The sequence below is a fragment of the Streptococcus agalactiae genome (assembly GCF_949788565.1).
GTDB lineage: Bacteria > Bacillota > Bacilli > Lactobacillales > Streptococcaceae > Streptococcus > Streptococcus agalactiae.
Map to the genome: position 1 here is coordinate 425,327 of NZ_OX460931.1, position 22,068 is coordinate 447,394.

Sequence of the window (22,068 nt, forward strand, 5' to 3'; positions counted from 1 at the left end):
CATATGGTTTCATTTTCCACTAAAAACAGGGAAGTTAGAAAATTCCCCATAATCGTCAAACATAAGTGATTTTAATATCGACATATCTTCGTCACTAATTACAAAGTCAAAGTCTAGATTAGACTGTAAATGTTCTTTACTAGAAGCCTTTGGTAAAACGATCAGGTTTAATTGTAGTAAATATTGAATACATAATTGAGCAACACTAACCCCATATTTTTCAGCCATTTTTTGAATACCATCAGATTTCAATGCTTGTCCATGTGCAATTGGTGAATAGGCTTCAACTTGAATACCTTTACTTTGACAGTAATCAATCAAGTCGAAAGGTGTATTTCCGATGTGAGCTAAGATTTGATTGACAGCAGGTTTAACATGACCATTTTTTAAGATATTTTCTAAGTCTTTTTCTAAAAAGTTTGAGACACCGATGGATTTCATCTTACCAGATTTTTGAGCATCCTCTAAAGCTCTCCAAGCTTCTAAATTTCCTTGGTCAAAATGTTTATCTGTTTCACGCCATTCCTTCCAAGGCTGTGGACTATGAATAATCATTAAATCAATATAATCAAGCCCTAAAGCTTCTAGTGATTGATCAATTGATTTTGTAGCACTTTCATAATCTTTATGTTCAGCGGCAATTTTAGTCGTAACAAATAAAGATTCACGTCTAATACCAGACTCTTTAATCCCTACACCGACACCTTTTTCATTGTTGTATGCTTGTGCAGTATCAATATGGCGGTAGCCTAATTCGATAGCATCTTTAACAACTTGAGCTACCCTATCATTATCTATCATCCACGTACCTAAACCTAAAGTTGGTATTTTATGATTGTCATTTAATATCATTGTATCTGTCATCTTTATTTTCCTTCTTTCATTAGTATTGACCTAATCTTAACACTTAGAGTTAACTCCAAGTCAAGGAAAAAACTAACACTCAGGTTAGTTTTTTAATGGTTTGCAATGATTTTGATGTTCTCTTAAAGAATAATCGATTTCAACAGTAACATCGTTTATCTTATAATGTTGGCAAATCGTTCGAATAGCTCTTTTACAATCTTTTTCAGATATCAATTGATTTAAGCAACAGTGAATGATTGCTCGATTATCAATACCATCCATTGACCAGATATTGAGTTGATTGATAGATCTTACTTGCGAAAGTCCCTTAAGTTCATCATGTAATGCAGCGTAATCTATGGAATCTGGAACACCATCTAAAAAAAGTTTCAGGGTTGATAGTAATTTAGGAAGTGCTTTAGATAAGATGAAAGTAGATATGGCAACTGATAATAATGGATCAAGGATATACAACGGTTTCCAATTTAAGATAAGAGATATAACAATAATAGCTAACCACCCTAGAATATCTTCCAAAAAATGAAGGCTTAATATTTCCTCATGTTTACTTTGACCAGAATGGAGAATAAAACTAGCTAGACCATTAATGATAATAGCGATGACAGCTAGAATAAACATGCCGTGATAATTAACAGGAGTAGGATGCCACAATTTTGGAATATTTTCTATCATGACTAAGATAGATCCACTTATAAGAATTAGACTTGTGATAAGAGCTCCTAAAAGGCTAAAACGTTTATAACCTAATGAAAATATCGTATCTTCATCTTTCTTAGATTTTTTTTCTAAAGTAGCTGAGATGCCAATAGCTATTGCATCACCAAAATCATGAACAGCATCGGCTAAGATAGCTCCTGAGAAGAATAGACTTCCAAAGATGAATTCAAGGACGGAAAAGCTGATATTTAATATAAAAGCGATAGCCACTTTTTTGTTTGATGTCATATTTTTCTCCTTTTGTTATACTGGTATTGTAGTGTGATTCTTTCTTCTATTATCTAGGAGATAAAAGAGAATTGCTAGAAACAAAAAAGAACACTTGTTCAATACTGAACAAAACTTAGAAAGTGTCCTATATGGTAAAAGATAGACAAATTCAGAAAACAAAAGTAGCGATTTATAATGCTTTTATAAGCTTGCTACAGGAAAATGATTATTCTAAAATAACGGTTCAAGATGTAATCGGACTTGCAAATGTAGGAAGATCAACTTTTTACTCTCACTATGAAAGCAAAGAAGTGTTACTCAAGGAGCTCTGTGAAGACCTTTTTCACCACTTATTTAAGCAGGGTAGAGATGTTACGTTTGAAGAGTATTTAGTTCATATCTTAAAACATTTTGAACAAAATCAAGATAGTATCGCTACGTTATTACTATCTGACGATCCCTATTTTTTATTACGCTTTAGAAGTGAATTAGAACACGATGTTTACCCTAGATTGCGTGAGGAGTATATTACAAAGGTGGACATTCCTGAAGATTTCTTAAAACAATTTCTTTTATCCAGTTTTATCGAGACCTTAAAGTGGTGGCTTCATCAAAGACAGAAAATGACTGTTGAAGATTTACTAAAATATTATTTAACTATGGTAGAGAGGTAAATTATAGAGAGTTAGGAGATTCTCTTATTTCATTAGCGTTATCAGAGGTGATGAATGGATTGATTGTCTAATATAGCGAGTTGAAGTTATTAGATTAATTGAGTATAATTCGGGAGATAAAAAAGTCCCCTTGATGAAAGAGTTTCTTTGGGATTGTTGATGTCACCATAAGCAAAATGAATATTCTTCGATTACTATATTGTCTTAGGCTTTTGCTTATATTCTAGTGGGCTAATTCCCACTATTTTTTTAAATGTCCTTGAAAAATTAGAAGAAGTGGAAAATCCAAGTAAATTGGAAACTTCTTCTACTTTCTTATTTTCATCTAGTAATTGCTTAGCAGCTTCGATTTTTAAGTTTAGAAAATATTGTTGAATAGGGATGTGTTTTTCTTGCTTAAATATTTTTCGTAACTTCGATTCACTCATGTGACATTCTTTAGCTATTTCTTCTGTTTTAATAAAGCGATTTAGATTATTTTCAAGATATCGAATCACTGCGACAATAGTTTGAGAATGAGGGGTTTCGAGATGTTTTTTTAAAGAATGAACTTGTTGAGTATAGAATAAGATAGCAGTATCACGTAATTTTAAAACTTCATTTAGACTTATAGTTGACTCGTTTTCTTTTATAAAACGATCTCTTGCTCGATAAGCTGTTTCGATATCAAGTCCTGCTTGGATGGTAGCCTGTGAGAGACGATCATAAATCATGATGGAGTAGTTTTTTTCAGATCGCAATTCATCTCCACTGATTATAGGTACGATAGAATTGCTAAATTGTTCCACTGTTTCTTTCAAAAGAAATTCACTACCTGATTTAACAGCTTTGAGAATATTATTTTCAAAATGATACTGATATTTGTAAGAACTCATATTCTGTTTAGAAAATTGCTTAATTTTATCTAGATCAAAGGAGTTGCTCCACCCTTTCGTGTAGTAATGTAAGGGCTCTGATAATTTATCTTTCACAACCCCAGTTAGACAATAATTGGTTACTATTAGTAATTCTCGGATTTGACTAAGTGAGAAGAAAGGTAATTGGGATAGTCTATCAATAAAGTAGTCTTGTTCACTAGCATTGATTTGTGTTTCAGTCAGCTTTTTCTTAAGAAGTAAAGGATCAATAGCATTGCTACGCCAGGGACCGATGATAATATAATATTGTTGAATATGGTGGACAAGAAAAAGTTCTCCTAAAGAGCCATAATGAAATAAAAAATCATGTTGAGTTTTACTAAAGTTACTTAAAATAAGGTAATGATTGTAAAAAAGTGAAATAGTTTTATCGGATTTATACTCTCTGATAACAGAAAAATTTTGATCACAAACAGTAATAGTTAGACCTAGAAGACTGTGTAATGATTTCAACAGTAGAAAATCAATCATATGAGTTACCACCTTTGATTTAATATGTTATCTATTTTAGAGAATATTTCTTTAAAGTCAACAGAATAATTAGGTAGTCGATACTTTTTTAACCAAATATGATTCAAAAAATCGAAAAAGTCAAATTATATATAAAAAAAAAGCAGATTAGATTAGATAAAAAAGTATAGATATTCTAATATTTGTTGTTTAAGCCTATAATTTACTCTGTATAGAGTTATACAGAGTAAAGGAGAATATTATGTTTAGAAGGTCTAAAAATAACAGTTATGATACTTCACAGACGAAACAACGGTTTTCAATTAAGAAGTTCAAGTTTGGTGCAGCTTCTGTACTAATTGGTATTAGTTTTTTAGGAGGTTTTACTCAAGGGCAATTTAATATTTCTACAGATACTGTGTTTGCAGCTGAGGTGATTTCAGGAAGTGCTGCTACATTAAATTCCGCTTTAGTAAAAAATGTATCTGGTGGAAAAGCGTATATAGATATATATGATGTTAAAAATGGAAAAATAGATCCTTTAAACTTAATTGTTTTAAACCCTTCTAATTATTCAGCAAACTATTATATAAAACAAGGTGGAAGGATTTTCACGAGTGTTAATCAACTTCAAACACCAGGTACAGCTACTATTACGTACAACATCCTTGATGAAAATGGAAATCCTTATACTAAAAGTGATGGTCAAATAGATATTGTAAGTCTTGTAACAACAGTATATGATACTACAGAATTAAGGAATAATATCAACAAAGTAATTGAAAATGCAAATGATCCTAAATGGAGCGATGATAGTCGAAAAGATGTACTGAGCAAGATAGAAGTTATAAAAAATGATATTGATAATAATCCAAAAACTCAATCTGATATTGATAATAAAATTGTTGAGGTTAATGAATTAGAGAAATTGTTAGTATTACCAGTACCGGATAAAGATAAATATGATCCAACAGGAGGGGAAACAACAGTACCCCAAGGGACACCAGTTTCAGATAAAGAAATCACAGACTTAGTTAAGATTCCAGATGGCTCAAACGGCGTACCGAAAGTAGTAGGAAACCGTCCGAATACAGACGTACCAGGAGACTATAAAGTAACGGTAGAAGTAACGTATCCAGATGGAACAAAGGATACAGTAGAAGTAACGGTTCATGTGACACCAAAACCAGTACCGGATAAAGATAAATATGATCCAACAGGAGGGGAAACAACAGTACCCCAAGGGACACCAGTTTCAGATAAAGAAATCACAGACTTAGTTAAGATTCCAGATGGCTCAAACGGCGTACCGAAAGTAGTAGGAAACCGTCCGAATACAGACGTACCAGGAGACTATAAAGTAACGGTAGAAGTAACGTATCCAGATGGAACAAAGGATACAGTAGAAGTAACGGTTCATGTGACACCAAAACCAGTACCGGATAAAGATAAATATGATCCAACAGGAGGGGAAACAACAGTACCCCAAGGGACACCAGTTTCAGATAAAGAAATCACAGACTTAGTTAAGATTCCAGATGGCTCAAACGGCGTACCGAAAGTAGTAGGAAACCGTCCGAATACAGACGTACCAGGAGACTATAAAGTAACGGTAGAAGTAACGTATCCAGATGGAACAAAGGATACAGTAGAAGTAACGGTTCATGTGACACCAAAACCAGTACCGGATAAAGATAAATATGATCCAACAGGAGGGGAAACAACAGTACCCCAAGGGACACCAGTTTCAGATAAAGAAATCACAGACTTAGTTAAGATTCCAGATGGCTCAAACGGCGTACCGAAAGTAGTAGGAAACCGTCCGAATACAGACGTACCAGGAGACTATAAAGTAACGGTAGAAGTAACGTATCCAGATGGAACAAAGGATACAGTAGAAGTAACGGTTCATGTGACACCAAAACCAGTACCGGATAAAGATAAATATGATCCAACAGGAGGGGAAACAACAGTACCCCAAGGGACACCAGTTTCAGATAAAGAAATCACAGACTTAGTTAAGATTCCAGATGGCTCAAACGGCGTACCGAAAGTAGTAGGAAACCGTCCGAATACAGACGTACCAGGAGACTATAAAGTAACGGTAGAAGTAACGTATCCAGATGGAACAAAGGATACAGTAGAAGTAACGGTTCATGTGACACCAAAACCAGTACCGGATAAAGATAAATATGATCCAACAGGAGGGGAAACAACAGTACCCCAAGGGACACCAGTTTCAGATAAAGAAATCACAGACTTAGTTAAGATTCCAGATGGCTCAAACGGCGTACCGAAAGTAGTAGGAAACCGTCCGAATACAGACGTACCAGGAGACTATAAAGTAACGGTAGAAGTAACGTATCCAGATGGAACAAAGGATACAGTAGAAGTAACGGTTCATGTGACACCAAAACCAGTACCGGATAAAGATAAATATGATCCAACAGGAGGGGAAACAACAGTACCCCAAGGGACACCAGTTTCAGATAAAGAAATCACAGACTTAGTTAAGATTCCAGATGGCTCAAACGGCGTACCGAAAGTAGTAGGAAACCGTCCGAATACAGACGTACCAGGAGACTATAAAGTAACGGTAGAAGTAACGTATCCAGATGGAACAAAGGATACAGTAGAAGTAACGGTTCATGTGACACCAAAACCAGTACCGGATAAAGATAAATATGATCCAACAGGAGGGGAAACAACAGTACCCCAAGGGACACCAGTTTCAGATAAAGAAATCACAGACTTAGTTAAGATTCCAGATGGCTCAAACGGCGTACCGAAAGTAGTAGGAAACCGTCCGAATACAGACGTACCAGGAGACTATAAAGTAACGGTAGAAGTAACGTATCCAGATGGAACAAAGGATACAGTAGAAGTAACGGTTCATGTGACACCAAAACCAGTACCGGATAAAGATAAATATGATCCAACAGGAGGGGAAACAACAGTACCCCAAGGGACACCAGTTTCAGATAAAGAAATCACAGACTTAGTTAAGATTCCAGATGGCTCAAAAGGGGTTCCGACAGTTGTTGGTGATCGTCCAGATACTAACGTTCCTGGAGATCATAAAGTAACGGTAGAAGTAACGTATCCAGATGGAACAAAGGATACAGTAGAAGTAACGGTTCATGTGATACCAAAACCAGTACCGGATAAAGATAAATATGATCCAACAGGTAAAGCTCAGCAAGTCAACGGTAAAGGAAATAAACTACCAGCAACAGGTGAGAATGCAACTCCATTCTTTAATGTTGCAGCTTTGACAATTATATCATCAGTTGGTTTATTATCTGTTTCTAAGAAAAAAGAGGATTAATCTTTTGACCTAAAATGTCACTAAATTTTTCACCATTTATTGGTGTGAACACATTAATAAAGTTATGCATCTCTCTCCAACAAAATTAATTAAAGTGTTTCAATTTTTCGAGATTAATTCTTGAAAAAAGCCTATCGAGATTATTAATTTCGATAGGCTTTTGATTTTGTGTAAGCGTCCAATATACCTTGTTATTGGACGCTTACTATAAAACTGAAGAAATGATATTATTTAGTTGAAATTTGTAAATGAAGTGTATCATTAGAGCCTAAGATTTTAATCCTAGGATCTCTTTTGATGATTTAAAATTTTTAGGTGTAATCAAATGTAAGGTTAGATGCAAAATTTTCTAAAATGACTGTTTGTCTTTTCAAGTAATTAAAGGTTATAATTTTTTTAAAAAGGGACGGGGTTTTAATTGAAGATTTTACAGAAGGAGTTAAAATTTTTGAAAAACCATATAAGAAGTCGCCAGAAGATAAGTATTTAAAAAGTATTGAAGATTATCAAAAATTATTAGCATATTTAAAAAGAATAGCTAATTATTCAGACTCAATAATCCCTTTTTTCTTTTCACAATGTTACAAACTGGTTTTAGGTTTGGTGAAGCAATGACAATAACTTGGGATGATATTGATTTTGAAAGAAATAGTATTTATACATATCGAAGATATTCTTCAATAAAAAAGGACTTTACAAAGCCTAAAACAAGGACTTCAATAAGGAGAGTTCCAGTAAGTCATGATTTAAAAGAGTTATTGCTTGAACTAAAATTTCAACAAGAAAGAATGCTGAAAGCTTTGCATATAAAAAATACAAATCAATTGATTTTTTATGACTATAGGTTTGGTATGATATCAAATAATGCTGTTAACAAATTCTTGGCAAGCTCATTGGAAAATTAGAAATAGAATCTAAGATGTCATCAACAGGTGCTAGACATACTTATAGAAGTTATTTGTTGGCTAACGGAGTAGATATTTGGGCAGTTGCAAAATTAATGGGGCATAAAGATATCAAACAATTAATAGAAACATATGGTCATTTGCTTCTGTAAGTGGAAGAAAAGGAAAATGATCAGCTTTTAAAAATTCTTAATAATAAAGGTAGTTTTTAAAATGACTATCAAGAACAAATTAAGAACAAAAATAAAAGAAACCCTATTATAATAAGGTTTCACTCATATATTTTCTGCCACCACCGAGAATTGAACTCGGAACTGAGCATTACCATTGCTCTATTATACCATTTAACTATAGCGGCTACTTTTCTATGATACTATAAGATTTTGACGAAATCAAGTATTTCTTTACTTAGAAAAATAGTCGTTTTTTTAGTCTAATTCTATTTGGAGAAATTTACTATTTTCAATAGCTCTTAAATGGTGTGTTTCTTGTGGAGAGAGGCTAATAAGGCTATCTTTTTCAAGGATATGTTTCTGATCACCAAGGATAATTTCAAGTTTTCTTTCCAAAACATTTATTAATTTTGGATGAGGGCATCGTTCATTTTTCAGTCCCCGGCTGATGATTTTAATGGTATTGAATAAACCTTCATCTTTAATCATTCCTAACGGGGACATAAGACTTATTTTTCCAAATTGATATTCTGAACTTTAAAAACCATTTTGTAAGAATAAATTTTGCCAATCATCTATTTTTAGAGGAGCAACGTTAATATTCATAGTATGTCTAAGTTGATCGATCAGCTTGGCAGTGTCTTCATCTTGATAAGAAACATCATGTGTGAGTAAACGTCCACTAGGTTTTAGGACACGTAAGTACTCTTTTATGGCTTTCTCCTTAGCTGAATTGTTAAGCATCGTTAACATTGCTTCGTTGATAACGATAAACTATTATCAGGAAAGGGCAGTCTGAGTGCATTTCCCTGAATAACTTCAATAAATTCTTCTAATTGGGCCTTTTTGACATTTTCTTTGGCCTTTTCTATTACTTTACTATCTAGATCAAGCGCTGTAATGTGACAGGAAAATGCTTTAGCGATATCGATGGAACTGGTACATTGATTACAAGCTACTTCTAGAACACGACTGTCAGCACTAAAGTGTCCTTTTTTGATAAGCCAATTCGTTGCTTGGACACCTCCTGGTCTTAAGCGTTTTTTCCTAGTCGTGCTAAGAATTGATGTCCAATTTCTTTATGTGACAATAAGATCACCTCTTTCTTTTAATAGTAATATCATTTTTTATTAATTATAACACATAGATGCTAAGATAACAAGGAGTAATAGTGATTGAATGGTATAAGTGATGAATTTTAGAGAGCGTTTTCTTTTAACTAGGGGTGTGATGCCAAAACTAGAATGGCATAGAGAACCATACATCTCAAAAGGTCTTCCTTAGATAAAACTAGTTGTTTTTATATCTGTCAGAAAAATCATAATTTATTTTTGATATAATGATTTTTTGAGTATTTAATTTATATGTTATAATGAAAAAAACTAAAAAAGAGGAATATCATGTCATACGAACAAGAATTTTTAAAAGACTTTGAAGAGTGGTTACAATCGCAAATAAGTATCAACCAAATGGCAATGGACAGTGCAAAGAAAGTTTTAGAGGAAGATAAGGATGAGCGAGCAGCAGATGCGTATATTCGTTATGAGAGTAAGTTAGACGCTTATCGCTTTTTGCAAGGGAAATTTAATAACTATCATAACCAAAAATCTTTCCATGATTTGCCTGATGGTCTTTTTGGACAACGTCATTATTAAAAGGTTTATCGCTAGAAAGCTTGTCAAATAGGCATTTCTATGATACATTGTTATAGTAGTTTTTAGATACTATGATAGATTTCATAAATGAGGAGAAAGCATTATACAATGGCAAAGCGTATTAAACCGAATAAAAAAAGAGAGCTTTTGAAAGCTAAAGGGATCAATTGGAAGGATGTTCGACTATCTCAAACTTTACAAGAAGTCGCATTACCGAAAAAGACGGCTCCTGAAGCGCCAAAGGCAGTCGATCTTTTAGAAGGTTTAACTGCTAATAAACAAGATGTTTTAAAAGAAGCTGGCCTTGTCAGCCTTGAAGCATTTGCGAAAGTAAGTGAAGCAGATGTTTTAGCACTAAAAGGTATTGGTCCAGCAGCTATTAAACAGTTAGTTGATAATGGTGTTGTTTTTGCAAAATAATTTGATTTACCTTGCGAAAGTAGCCTTATTTTGCTAGAATAAATTAACTTAGAGGTGTTTTGAAATCCCATTTGTCACAGGAAGCGGTCATACTGAGAAATCCGCACAAATGTCAAAGCTTGTTGCTAAGTCCAATAATTGAAACAAAACGAGTTGCGGATGTTATCATCCGAATTTGGGTGGTACCGCGGAAATCGTAACACGAAATTCGTCCCTGTCAGAATTGACAGGGATTTTTTGTATTTAGGAGTGAGGAGATTGAAGTATATGCAGATTCTAGAAGATTTCGATGGCAAAGCATTACCAAAACTAGAAACGGATCGGCTTATCTTGCGTCAGCGAACGGTGGGGGATGTCCCAGCCATGTTTGATTACGTTTGCTTGGAAGAGGTTGCCTATCCAGCAGGACTCAGCCCAATAGCTTCTTTAGAAGATGAGTACGATTATTTTGAAAATCGCTACTATCAAAATCTGGAAAAGGCAAAATTACCATCTGGTTATGGTATTACCGTTAAAGGAAGTGATCGTATTATCGGATCCTGCGCCTTTAACCATCGCCATGAAGACGATGTTTTCGAGATTTGCTATCTGCTTCATCCTGACTACTGGGGTCATGGCTATATGACAGAAGCTGTCGCCGCTTTGATTGAAGTCGGTTTTACCCTTCTCAATCTCCACAAAATCGAAATCCGCTGCTATGATTACAATAAGCAAAGCCGGCGCGTGGCAGAAAAACTAGGATTCACCCTTGAAGCTACCATTCGTGATCGTAAGGATAATCAAGGCAATCGCTGTGTCAATTTGATATATGGTTTGCTGAGGAGTGAGTGGGAGTAATTATTCTACTCTTCATAGAAGTTACTAGATCGACTAATTTGGCTGTGCAGGGCACTTAACTAAGTCATCAATAATATCGTAGATATGGAGGAGACAAATGATTAAGATACTTGGAGAAATCGTAGATAACCAGCTACCTGTTGTGGAAACGAATCGTCTGTTGTTGCGTCAACGCAAGTTAGAAGATGCTAAGGAGATATTTGAATTTGTCAAACTTGATGAGGTGAGTTATCCAGCAGGTTTTCCGGCTGTTAAAAGCTTGGAAGAAGAGATAACCTATATTCAAGAGATTTATCCAACTAATCTTGAAAAAGAAAAGTTACCCTCTGGTTATGCTATTACTCTAAAAGGCGATGATAAGGTAATTGGTTCAGTAGATTTTAACCATCGCCACGAAGATGACATTTTTGAAATTGGCTACCTGCTCCACCCTGATTATTGGGGACAAGGCATTGTGCCAGAAGCAGCTTCAGCCCTTGTGGAGATAGGTTTCACACTGCTAGGACTACATAAGATTGAGCTGGGATGCTATGACTATAATAAGCAAAGTCAGGCGGTTGCGCGCAAATTAGGTTTTACTTTAGAGGCTAATATTCGTGATCGAAGAGATGCCCAGGGGAAACGTTGTGGCGATATGCGCTTTGGTTTACTGCGAAGCGAGTGGGAGAAAAAAAGAAGATGAATATTATTATCATCGGAGCACAAGCTTCTGGGAAAATGACAATTGGTCAGGAAATCGCAAAACAGACAGGCATGACCTTATTCCATAACCATGATTCTATAGATTTTGTTTTACGCTTCATGCCATGGTCTCCAGATAGTATTGCTCTAACGGAGTCTATTCGCTTTAAATTTTTTGAAACGTTTGCTAAGACTGGTCAAGAAATGATTTTTACTATTGTAATTGATTTCAATGATTCAAGAGATGTAGTATTTCTAGAAAAGATTCAAATAGTTTTTCAATCTCACAACCAAGAGGTATTATTTGTAGAATTAGAAACAGAGCTAAGTGAGCGTCTCAAACGAAATCGCACAGAAAATCGCCTCAAGCATAAGCCTTCAAAACGTGATATCAAATGGTCAGAGAGCGATATTTGTTCAACCATGGATTACGCTATCTTTAATCCTGAAGTAGCCCCAGAAGCGCTTACATATTATCATAAAATCAATAATACTTGCTTAACTGCTACTGAAACAGCATATCTTATTATTCAAAAAATAAACCAAATTAAGGAGAAAAACTAATGTCAAAAGAACTATCACCAAAATACAATCCTGCCGAGGTTGAGGAAGGCCGTTATCAAACTTGGCTTGACCAAGATGTTTTCAAGCCATCAGGGGATACTGAGGCTAAGCCTTATTCTATCGTAATTCCACCACCAAACGTTACGGGTAAATTGCACTTGGGTCACGCTTGGGATACAACTCTACAAGATATCATTATTCGTCAAAAGCGTATGCAGGGCTTTGATACACTCTGGCTTCCAGGTATGGACCACGCTGGTATAGCCACTCAAGCTAAGGTTGAGGAGCGCCTTCGTGAGCAAGGCATTTCACGTTATGATCTTGGTCGTGAAAAATTCCTAGATAAAGTTTGGGAATGGAAAGACGAGTATGCAGCAACTATTAAATCTCAGTGGGGAAAAATGGGTCTTTCGGTTGATTATAGCCGTGAGCGTTTTACCCTTGATGAGGGACTTTCAAAAGCGGTAAGAAAAGTCTTTGTTGATTTGTACAATAAAGGTTGGATCTATCGTGGGGAGTTCATCATTAACTGGGATCCAGCAGCTCGCACAGCCCTTTCAGATATTGAAGTTATTCACAAGGATGTTGAGGGTGCTTTCTATCATATGAATTATATGCTGGAAGATGGCTCACGCGCCCTAGAAGTAGCAACAACTCGTCCTGAGACTATGTTTGGAGATGTGGCTGTAGCGGTAAATCCAGAAGATGCACGTTACAAGGATTTGATTGGTCAAAATGTTATCCTTCCTATCATCAATAAACCTATTCCAATCGTCGCTGATGAACACGCTGATCCAGAATTTGGAACAGGTGTGGTTAAGATTACGCCGGCTCACGACCCTAATGACTTTGCTGTAGGTCAACGCCACAACTTACCACAAGTTAACGTTATGAACGATGATGGTACTATGAATGAACTTGCGGATGAATTTAATGGTATGGATCGTTTCGAAGCTCGTAAGGCAGTAGTCGCTAAATTAGAATCGTTAGGAAACTTAGTAAAAATTAAAAAAACGACTCATTCTGTTGGTCATTCAGAACGAACAGGCGTTGTGGTTGAACCACGTTTATCTACTCAATGGTTCGTCAAGATGGATCAATTGGCTAAGAATGCCATTGCCAACCAAGATACAGAAGACAAGGTAGAGTTTTATCCACCACGATTTAACGATACTTTTATGAGCTGGATGGAAAATGTCCATGACTGGGTTATCTCTCGTCAATTATGGTGGGGACACCAAATTCCTGCATGGTACAACGTCAATGGTGAGATGTATGTTGGAGAAGATGCCCCAGAGGGTGACGGATGGACACAGGATGAAGACGTTCTAGACACATGGTTTAGTTCTGCTTTATGGCCGTTTTCAACAATGGGATGGCCAGACACCGAAGCAGCTGACTTCAAACGCTACTTCCCAACGTCAACCTTGGTAACTGGATACGATATCATCTTCTTCTGGGTATCGCGCATGATTTTCCAATCCCTTGAATTTACAGGACGCCAACCATTCTCAAATGTTCTTATTCATGGACTCATCCGTGATGAAGAAGGACGTAAAATGTCTAAATCACTCGGCAACGGGATTGATCCGATGGATGTCATTGAGAAATATGGTGCGGATGCCCTTCGTTGGTTCCTCTCAAATGGTTCAGCCCCTGGTCAAGATGTGCGTTTTTCATACGAAAAAATGGATGCTTCGTGGAATTTCATTAATAAGATTTGGAACATTTCACGCTATATCCTTATGAATAACGAAGGTTTAACGTTGGATCAAGCCAGAGAAAATGTGGAAAAAGTTGTTAATAGTCAAGTTGGAAATGTAACAGACCGTTGGATTCTCCACAATTTAAATGAGACTGTGGGTAAAGTTACTGAAAACTTTGACAAGTTTGAATTTGGTGTTGCTGGTCACATCCTTTACAACTTTATCTGGGAAGAATTTGCTAATTGGTACGTTGAGTTAACAAAAGAGGTTCTTTATAGTGACAATGAAGACGAGAAAGTCATCACTCGCTCTGTTCTTCTTTATACCTTAGATCAAATCTTGCGTCTTCTTCATCCAATCATGCCATTTGTGACAGAAGAAATTTTTGGACAATATGCAGAAGGATCAATTGTCCTTGCAAGTTATCCACAAGTTAACGCGACATTTGAAAATCAAACAGCTCACAAAGGCGTTGAAAGCTTGAAAGATTTGATTCGTTCAGTGCGAAATAGCAGAGCAGAGGTCAATGTTGCTCCATCTAAACCAATCACTATCTTGGTTAAGACAAGTGACAGCGAACTCGAAAGCTTCTTCAAAGACAATAGCAACTACATCAAACGCTTCACAAACCCAGAGACGCTTGAAATCAGCTCAGCAATTGCCACACCAGAACTTGCCATGTCATCAGTCATCACAGGTGCAGAAATTTTCCTCCCACTTGCTGACCTCCTTAACGTTGAAGAAGAGTTGGCACGACTTGAAAAAGAACTTGCTAAATGGCAAAAAGAACTAGATATGGTTGGCAAAAAACTCAGCAACGAGCGCTTTGTAGCTAACGCTAAACCAGAAGTCGTCCAAAAAGAAAAAGATAAACAGACCGACTACCAAACTAAATACGACGCAACCATAGCACGTATTGAAGAAATGAAGAAGTTGGTGAGGTAAAAAAATAAAAAAACGCTATCATAAATGATGGCGTTTTTTGATATAATTTGATTATGGATCTTTAGAGATAATAAGTAGAAATTGTGCAGCCTTATTATGTATAGTCGCTTTAAACTGTTTGATGCTAGTTCTTATGCTATAATAACTCTATCAATGTCAAAGGAGTTTTTATGTCAAAGGTAAGGTATGGTGTTGTGTCAACGGCAAAGGTGGCGCCTCGTTTTATTGAAGGAGTCCGCTTAGCAGGAAATGGTGAAGTTGTGGCTGTATCGAGTCGAACTCTTGAGTCTGCGCAAGCTTTTGCCAACAAATATCATCTCCCAAAGGCTTACGATAAGTTAGAGGATATGTTAGCAGATGAGTCAATTGATGTGATTTATGTGGCAACAATTAATCAAGACCATTATAAAGTTGCTAAAGCAGCTCTGTTAGCGGGAAAACATGTGTTGGTAGAAAAGCCTTTCACATTGACTTACGACCAAGCGAATGAATTATTCGCTTTGGCAGAAAGTTGTAATCTGTTTTTGATGGAGGCACAAAAATCGGTATTTATTCCGATGACACAAGTGATTAAAAAATTACTTGCCTCTGGTGAAATAGGAGAAGTGCTCTCCATCTCATCTACAACAGCCTACCCAAACATTGACCATGTAACATGGTTTAGAGAACTTGAGTTAGGTGGAGGAACAGTGCATTTTATGGCGCCCTACGCCCTGTCTTATTTACAATATCTATTTGATGCGACTATAACTCATGCTAGTGGGACTGCGACTTTTCCAAAAGGTCAAAGCGATAGTCAATCCAAACTACTCTTGCAATTATCAAATGGGGTCCTCGTAGATATCTTCTTGACAACACGTCTAAATTTACCGCATGAAATGATTATTTATGGAACTGAAGGTCGTCTAATCATTCCACATTTTTGGAAAACCACTCATGCAAAATTGGTGAGAAATGATACTAGTGCGCGAACGATTCAAGTTGACATGGTTAGTGATTTTGAGAAAGAAGCTTATCATGTTAGTCAAATGATTTTAGAAGGGCAAAGGGTAAGTCATATCATGACGCCTCAGTTGACGCTGTCAGGTGTTAAGATTATAGAAGACTTATACCGTTCATGGGGGAAATGATGCTGGCTATCTAGCATATTAATAAGGAGTACTAGATGTTATTTTAGTAGTCCTTTTTTGTTTTGCTCTCATAAGGTTAATTAGATTTAAAAGGGTTTTTTACTTGTTTTTTCTCGATTTTTATTTCATAATGTAGACAAGTTTAGAGTGAGGTGCTTCTATGTTTTCGAGCGATTTTGGATTTGAGATAATTAATGTTGACGACCTATCCTTGCAAGAGGAGAGATTTTTACCTTCAGAATTGCTGGCTTATGCACGTGATGAAAATGAGTCTTCTTTCGTACGTGATATTGAGGGGCATTTGGCACTTGTTTACCAGCTTTTGGATACGCAAGGTCACGTTGATGATGTTCGTCATGTGCCGAGAGTGATACCAGTGACTCTATTTTTGAAAGAAGATGGCTTGTTTGTATTAGCTAATCATAAAAATATTAACCTTGTAAAAAAAGCACTTAATCGTGTTGAAAAGGTAGATTCTCCGAAACACCTCTTATTATCATTAGTGACTGCTTTCTCAAAGCAATATTTTGATGTTTTAGATACTATTTCTGAAGAAAGAGATAAACTAATCAATGATTTGCGTAAAAGACCAAACAAATCGAACTTGGCAAGGCTGGCAAATTTACAAAGTGGAACAGTACACTTAATGATGGGAATTAAGCAAAATTTTGAAATGCTGACCGATTTACAAAACATTGAGCAAGATAAAGAGAACACTAGAAATGAAAAGATGCAACTTCAAGATGCTATTATTGAAGCAAGACAATTATCTAACATGTGTTCCTTAAATTCACAGGTTTTCCAAGAACTTTCTTCTTATAATAATGTCCTCAGCAATAACCTTAACGACAATGTAACTACTTTAACAATTATTTCCATTGGTATTTCCATTATTGCTATGGTTACCAGTTTTTATGGAATGAATGTTAAGTTGCCTTTTGATAGTGTGGATGCTGTCTGGGTATTGATTATTTTAATTACGACTATCATTACTATTATGCTCTCTATTGTTATGTACATTTAGAGTCTGTCAATAATCTTGTGTAAACACTCTAGCAAAGCTGATATTGTTAATCAAATAGGCTTTCAAGTGTGTCCGTACATTGGCCAAAACCTTTGTGGATTCGTTGTCCTTGCTTGAAGTTGTAATCACTAAATAGTGTGACGAGATAGCGTTCTAGGGATTCTTCATTGGGAAAGACGACTTTCTTTTTGGTTTGACGTTTGATTTCTTTGTTAAGTGATTCAATAAGGTTGGTCGAGTAGATACTTCCCCAGATCTGATGAGGAAATTCATAAAAGATCAATAGATTTTCGATTGATTCTAAGGTCTCTATTACCTTCTTGTAGTGTGGTTTCCACTCATTGATAAAGCTATCTAAGGCTTGCTTTGCTTCCTCTACATTGATCGCGCGATAAATTGTTTTAAACTGCTCCAAAATTAGAGCACGATCTGCTCGTTTCACCTTACTTGCAATATTTCGGCCAATATGGACAAGGCAACGCTGTTGTTTGGCCATTGGGAAGGCTTGCTGGATAAGCTGATCAAGTCCATTAAAACCATCACTCACAACAAGAGAGACTTGTTGTACACCTTGACCCTTAAATCTTTCTAGAAGGTCTGACCACGAAGCATTGTTTTCATTGGGTGCGATGTCATATCCAAGGATAGCCTTATGCCCATATGATGTGACGCCTAGTGCAATGTGGATGCATTCCTTACTAACTGTACCACGTCTCAGAGGAAGGTAAGTCCCATCAAGATATAATACGGTATAGTTAGCTTCTAAGGAACGTTCATGAAAGCTAGCCACGTTTTCCTGTGTCGCTTTCGAGATATTAGATACTGTTGCTGGACTGTAATGATGACCATACATACGCTCAATGATGTCGCTGATTTCACGTGTTGTGACTCCAGTTCGATAAAGCTTGATAACCATTTCTTCTAAATGATTGTCTCGACGACCGTAACTTGGGATTAAGGCTGGACTGAACTCCCCGTTTCGATCTTTAGGGATCAACAAATTAACAACACCATACTTGGTCTCAAATCGACGTGTATAAGCACCATTACGACTATTACCGGTGTTGTAACCTGCCTTATCGTATGGTTCATAGCCAAGGAAGGCGGATAGCTCCACTTGGAGAAGGTCATTCATGGCAGTTTCAAGAGACGAACGGAAAAATTCATCAATATCTTGTTTTTGAGCTAGGAAGTTAAGTAATTCTGTGGTAAACTGGGTCATGGGAATAAATCTCTTTCTAGTGAAGTCTCGCAACTCTACTATACAGGATTTATTCCTTTTTGTGTTTACACAAGATATTTTACACTACCTACATTTATGTCCATAAAGAGGATAATCATCCCAAACATAAATAGAGAATTAATAAGAGGGTACTATCAATTAGTTTAGTTTTAAGCATGGTAACATGCTTTTTTTGTACGAAGAAACTTTAGCGCAAGGCAGAATTCATCTTTGACTTTGAGCTTGCTTTCTAGCTCTTAAAACGACATAATAGAGGATAATGTACAGTGAATAGAGAGGTTACTATGTCAATAGAATCAGATTTTTTCCGGAAAAAACGTTTTATTTTTTCATCGCTTGAGGAGTTTGGATTTATCAAATCTGACCAAGAGTATATCTATTGTCAAACATTTATGGATAATGACTTTAAAGCTATTATCACGATTTCATTGGATGGAAAGATAGCTGGTAAGGTTATTGATTCGGCACTTGAAGAAGAATATTTACCGCTTCGAGCAGCAAATTATAATGGTTCGTTTGTTGGCGAAGTACGATCGGCTTATATGGCTATATTAGGTGATATTTCAGATTCTTGTTGTAAGGACTTATTATTTACCAAAGATCAAAGTAATCGTTTAGCGGAGAAGATAGCTAAAACTTTTGAAGATTCAGTTGATTATCCATTTGCGAAGCACCCACAATATGCTTCCTATCGTGTGTCAGGTAAATGGTATGCTCTGCTTTTTCCATTGAAGATGGGGAAACTAGAAAATGTTCCAGCTCAACTGTCAGAAGATGAGGTTGAAGTTTTGAATATTAAAGTCAATCCTCAAGATATGGAAATACTTTTACAAAAAGAAGGTATTTATCCTTCTTATCATATGTCTAAAAAGACTTGGGTATCTATCGTTTTAGACAATACTTTGTCTGATATAGAAATTTTTAAATTGGTATCAGATAGTCGTAAGCTTGTTTCTCACAATAAAAAATCAAATTCTGAGCCAGAGTTTTGGATTATTCCTGCTAATCCTAAATTTTACGATATTGATAAGGAGTTTGCAGAGCATCAATTGATTGATTGGACTCAAAAAGGAAAGATTGCGGTGGGAGATTATGTGTTTATTTATATTACAGCACCTATTCGTGCTTTGCGCTATGTCTGTCAAGTGATAGAACGTGACCTTAAAACAAGTACTTACTTAGGAGCAAGAGATGTCAAAGCTTATATGCGACTCAAACTGATAAGGCAATTTGAAGATTCTACCTATCCTGTAGCATTTTTAGCAGAACACGGCGTTAAGACTGTGAGAGGACCACGGCGAATGACCAAGGAATTGCGACAAGTCATGGCAAAAACAATTCTAGAGTAATGACTTTCAGAAAAAACTTGTAAAAAAGTCAGAATAATTCTACAATTCCTCTTCCATTTTGTTACTTGAAGGAGTATAATAGCTCTAACATTTTATAATTTAAGGAGGAACATATGAAGAAAAGCTTTATTCATCAGCAACAGGAGATTTCTTTTGTCAAAAATACTTTTACACAATATTTGATTGATAAGTTAGAAATCGTCGAAGTGCAAGGACCTATTCTTAGTCAGGTCGGGGATGGTATGCAAGATAATTTATCTGGTATTGAACATCCTGTATCGGTGAAAGTCCTTAATATACCTGAAGCTGAATTTGAAGTCGTTCACTCATTGGCTAAATGGAAACGCCATACTTTGGCAAGATTTGGGTTTAATGAGGGAGAAGGTCTTTTTGTTCATATGAAAGCTCTTCGTCCAGATGAAGATTCTCTTGATCCAACACACTCAGTTTACGTAGATCAGTGGGACTGGGAGAAGGTCATTCCTGATGGTAGACGTAATTTGGACTATCTAAAAGAAACTGTGGAAAAAATCTACAAAGCTATCCGCCTAACAGAGCTTGCCGTGGAAGCTCGTTTTGATATTGAATCCATTTTACCAAAGCGTATTACCTTTATTCATACAGAAGAATTGGTAGAAAAATACCCAGACTTAAGCCCTAAAGAGCGTGAAAATGCCATCGCTAAGGAGTATGGCGCAGTCTTTTTGATTGGTATTGGTGGAGAGTTAGCAGATGGTAAACCACATGATGGTCGTGCACCGGACTATGATGACTGGACAACACCATCAGAAAATGGTTTTAAAGGTCTCAATGGTGATATTTTAGTGTGGAACGAACAGCTTGGAACTGCCTTTGAACTATCATCAATGGGAATTCGAGTTGATGAAGATGCTCTTAAACGTCAAGTTGTTCTCACCGGTGATGAAGATCGTTTAGAGTTTGAGTGGCATAAGACGCTATTACGTGGTTTCTTCCCTCTGACTATTGGTGGGGGAATTGGTCAATCACGATTAGCTATGTTCTTGCTTCGTAAAAAACATATTGGAGAAGTACAGTCAAGTGTCTGGCCAAAAGAAGTCAGAGATACCTTTGAAAATATATTATAAAAAATCAGCCAAGCAGTTTTGTTTGGCTGATTTTAACAATAAGTTTATTTTTGGCTTAAGAAAGTTTGGATTTGTTGAGGTGTAGCTTGGCTTCCTTGAACAAGATATTTAGTCATTTTTCCTTGTTGATAATGTGCTAAATTTGGAACAGTGGTAATATGATGCTTTTTGAAAAAACTCTTCAATCGTTTCCCTTTGTATTTTTGACTATCAAGGTAGTAAATTTTTGAATGAAGTGTGGCTTGAGATTTTAATAATTTTGGTAAGAAAGCTCTACAATATTGGCAAGTTGGACGTCCTATAAAAATAGTCGCTTCAGATTGTTGACTTTTGCTTACTAACGCCTTATCTGTGATGGCGATTAAGTCACTATTTGTTATCATGTGTTGGTATTGTTGTTGAGAAATAGTCATGGTGTCAGCGCTACTTAAGTTTGATTTTAGCGTTGTAAGGCATAATATGGCTATTAAAGTTAATAATAGTTTTTTAATCATTATGGGAACCTCGTTTCTCTTACTGCTAGCTTATCATATCAAAAAAGAAGGAAAAGAGATACTATCTTCTCTGTTTGTTATAAGCAATTTTTTGATAACTCTACCTTATTTTTTGTTATAATAGTGGTTATGAGAGTAGTAGCAGGAACATTTGGAGGGCGTCCTTTAAAAACGCTTGATGGAAAAACAACTCGTCCAACAACTGATAAGGTTAAAGGCGCTATTTTTAATATGATTGGTCCTTTTTTTGAAAGTGGTCGTGTTTTAGACCTTTTTTCTGGCAGTGGTAGCTTAGCTATTGAGGCGATCTCAAGGGGAATGGACCAAGCTGTCCTAGTTGAAAAAGATAGGCGTGCGCAGGTCGTTATTCAAGAAAATATTGCAATGACTAAGAGTCCGGAGCAATTTCAATTATTAAAAATGGAAGCCAACCGTGCTTTAGAACAATTAACGGGACAATTTGATTTGGTCTTGTTGGACCCGCCATATGCTAAGGAAGAAATTGTAAAGCAAATCCAAATCATGGATAGCAAGGGTTTATTAGGCGATGATATCATGATTGTTTGTGAAACGGACAAATCAGTTGATTTACCTGAAGAAATTGCTTCTTTTGGGATATGGAAACAGAAAATTTATGGCATTTCTAAAGTAACGGTCTACGTTCGTTAGGAGG

General features: G+C 36.1%; 19 protein-coding genes, 1 tRNA gene and 2 pseudogenes. 14 read left to right on the plus strand and 8 right to left on the minus strand.

The annotated features are described in order from the left end of the window. Positions 1-9: 9 nt before the first annotated feature. Positions 10-864, minus strand: coding sequence for an aldo/keto reductase (locus QOR44_RS02410; RefSeq protein WP_000132676.1), 855 nt, complete (start codon positions 862-864; stop codon positions 10-12). A gap of 84 nt (positions 865-948) precedes the next feature. Continuing rightward, entirely contained in the window at positions 949-1,812 is an 864-nt protein-coding gene (locus tag QOR44_RS02415; protein ID WP_000203282.1) for a cation diffusion facilitator family transporter, read from the minus strand. A gap of 131 nt (positions 1,813-1,943) precedes the next feature. Between QOR44_RS02415 and QOR44_RS02420 the strand changes: the two genes are divergently transcribed. After that, the gene (locus tag QOR44_RS02420; protein WP_000237802.1) at positions 1,944-2,468 is read left to right on the plus strand and encodes a TetR/AcrR family transcriptional regulator; all 525 of its coding nucleotides are present in this window, start codon (positions 1,944-1,946) and stop codon (positions 2,466-2,468) included. Positions 2,469-2,662: 194 nt separating this feature from the next. Here QOR44_RS02420 and QOR44_RS02425 read toward each other — a convergent pair whose 3' ends face one another. Continuing rightward, a complete protein-coding gene (locus QOR44_RS02425; RefSeq protein WP_000564874.1) occupies positions 2,663-3,856 on the minus strand; it encodes a YSIRK-targeted surface antigen transcriptional regulator in 1,194 nt (397 codons plus the stop codon). A gap of 241 nt (positions 3,857-4,097) precedes the next feature. On the opposite strand from QOR44_RS02425, the gene QOR44_RS02430 reads away from it, so the two are divergent. Then, positions 4,098-7,163: an alpha-like surface protein gene (locus QOR44_RS02430; protein WP_283572661.1), complete on the plus strand. Its 3,066-nt coding sequence runs from the start codon at positions 4,098-4,100 to the stop codon at positions 7,161-7,163. Positions 7,164-7,774: 611 nt separating this feature from the next. After that, positions 7,775-8,220, plus strand: a pseudogene (locus QOR44_RS02435) (tyrosine-type recombinase/integrase). Positions 8,221-8,355: 135 nt separating this feature from the next. Here QOR44_RS02435 and QOR44_RS02440 read toward each other — a convergent pair. The 3 genes and pseudogenes from QOR44_RS02440 to QOR44_RS02450 form a co-directional block, all read right to left on the minus strand. Beyond that, a tRNA-Thr gene (locus tag QOR44_RS02440) sits at positions 8,356-8,426 on the minus strand. Positions 8,427-8,496: 70 nt separating this feature from the next. Further along, positions 8,497-8,694: a cupin domain-containing protein gene (locus tag QOR44_RS02445; RefSeq protein WP_370657590.1), complete on the minus strand. Its 198-nt coding sequence runs from the start codon at positions 8,692-8,694 to the stop codon at positions 8,497-8,499. Then, positions 8,668-9,331, minus strand: a pseudogene (locus tag QOR44_RS02450) (class I SAM-dependent methyltransferase); the annotation flags it as partial. The pseudogene QOR44_RS02450 and the gene QOR44_RS02445, both read right to left, overlap by 27 nt. Before the next feature lie 310 nt (positions 9,332-9,641). Between QOR44_RS02450 and QOR44_RS02455 the strand changes: the two are divergent. The 8 genes from QOR44_RS02455 (at position 9,642) to QOR44_RS02490 (ending at position 17,203) form a co-directional block, all read left to right on the plus strand. Further along, positions 9,642-9,896 (plus strand): DUF1912 family protein, encoded by a 255-nt coding sequence (locus tag QOR44_RS02455; protein WP_000119699.1) that lies wholly within the window; start codon positions 9,642-9,644, stop codon positions 9,894-9,896. Positions 9,897-10,004: 108 nt separating this feature from the next. Then, entirely contained in the window at positions 10,005-10,316 is a 312-nt protein-coding gene (locus QOR44_RS02460; RefSeq protein WP_001119098.1) for a helix-hairpin-helix domain-containing protein, read from the plus strand. Between the two features lie 267 nt (positions 10,317-10,583). Next, complete coding sequence (locus tag QOR44_RS02465; RefSeq protein WP_001166196.1) at positions 10,584-11,153, plus strand: GNAT family N-acetyltransferase; 570 nt, start codon at positions 10,584-10,586, stop codon at positions 11,151-11,153. Between the two features lie 97 nt (positions 11,154-11,250). Next, positions 11,251-11,835, plus strand: coding sequence for a GNAT family N-acetyltransferase (locus tag QOR44_RS02470; protein ID WP_000590589.1), 585 nt, complete (start codon positions 11,251-11,253; stop codon positions 11,833-11,835). Then, entirely contained in the window at positions 11,832-12,398 is a 567-nt protein-coding gene (locus QOR44_RS02475; RefSeq protein ID WP_001021308.1) for an AAA family ATPase, read from the plus strand. The genes QOR44_RS02470 and QOR44_RS02475 overlap by 4 nt, the downstream gene beginning before the upstream one ends. Beyond that, entirely contained in the window at positions 12,398-15,049 is a 2,652-nt protein-coding gene (locus QOR44_RS02480) for a valine--tRNA ligase (RefSeq protein ID WP_000032207.1), read from the plus strand. Before QOR44_RS02475 ends, QOR44_RS02480 begins: the two co-directional genes overlap by 1 nt. Before the next feature lie 170 nt (positions 15,050-15,219). After that, positions 15,220-16,179: a Gfo/Idh/MocA family protein gene (locus QOR44_RS02485; RefSeq protein ID WP_000049319.1), complete on the plus strand. Its 960-nt coding sequence runs from the start codon at positions 15,220-15,222 to the stop codon at positions 16,177-16,179. 160 nt (positions 16,180-16,339) lie between these two features. Continuing rightward, on the plus strand, positions 16,340-17,203 hold the full coding sequence (locus QOR44_RS02490) for a magnesium transporter CorA family protein (RefSeq protein WP_000492958.1): 864 nt from the start codon (positions 16,340-16,342) through the stop codon (positions 17,201-17,203). Positions 17,204-17,249: 46 nt separating this feature from the next. Here the strand turns inward: QOR44_RS02490 and QOR44_RS02495 are convergent, their stop codons facing one another. Further along, positions 17,250-18,425: an IS256-like element ISSag11 family transposase gene (locus QOR44_RS02495; RefSeq protein ID WP_000191652.1), complete on the minus strand. Its 1,176-nt coding sequence runs from the start codon at positions 18,423-18,425 to the stop codon at positions 17,250-17,252. A gap of 305 nt (positions 18,426-18,730) precedes the next feature. On the opposite strand from QOR44_RS02495, the gene QOR44_RS02500 reads away from it, so the two are divergent. Continuing rightward, positions 18,731-19,795, plus strand: coding sequence for an MmcQ/YjbR family DNA-binding protein (locus tag QOR44_RS02500; RefSeq protein ID WP_000021304.1), 1,065 nt, complete (start codon positions 18,731-18,733; stop codon positions 19,793-19,795). Between the two features lie 113 nt (positions 19,796-19,908). Next, positions 19,909-20,901 (plus strand): aspartate--ammonia ligase, encoded by a 993-nt coding sequence (gene asnA / locus QOR44_RS02505; RefSeq protein WP_000748011.1) that lies wholly within the window; start codon positions 19,909-19,911, stop codon positions 20,899-20,901. A 44-nt stretch (positions 20,902-20,945) separates the two neighbouring features. Here asnA and QOR44_RS02510 read toward each other — a convergent pair whose 3' ends face one another. Further along, positions 20,946-21,395 (minus strand): DUF6568 family protein, encoded by a 450-nt coding sequence (locus QOR44_RS02510; protein WP_000592263.1) that lies wholly within the window; start codon positions 21,393-21,395, stop codon positions 20,946-20,948. Between the two features lie 129 nt (positions 21,396-21,524). On the opposite strand from QOR44_RS02510, the gene rsmD reads away from it, so the two are divergent. Continuing rightward, on the plus strand, positions 21,525-22,064 hold the full coding sequence (gene rsmD, locus QOR44_RS02515; protein WP_001266831.1) for a 16S rRNA (guanine(966)-N(2))-methyltransferase RsmD: 540 nt from the start codon (positions 21,525-21,527) through the stop codon (positions 22,062-22,064). Positions 22,065-22,068: the final 4 nt, after the last annotated feature.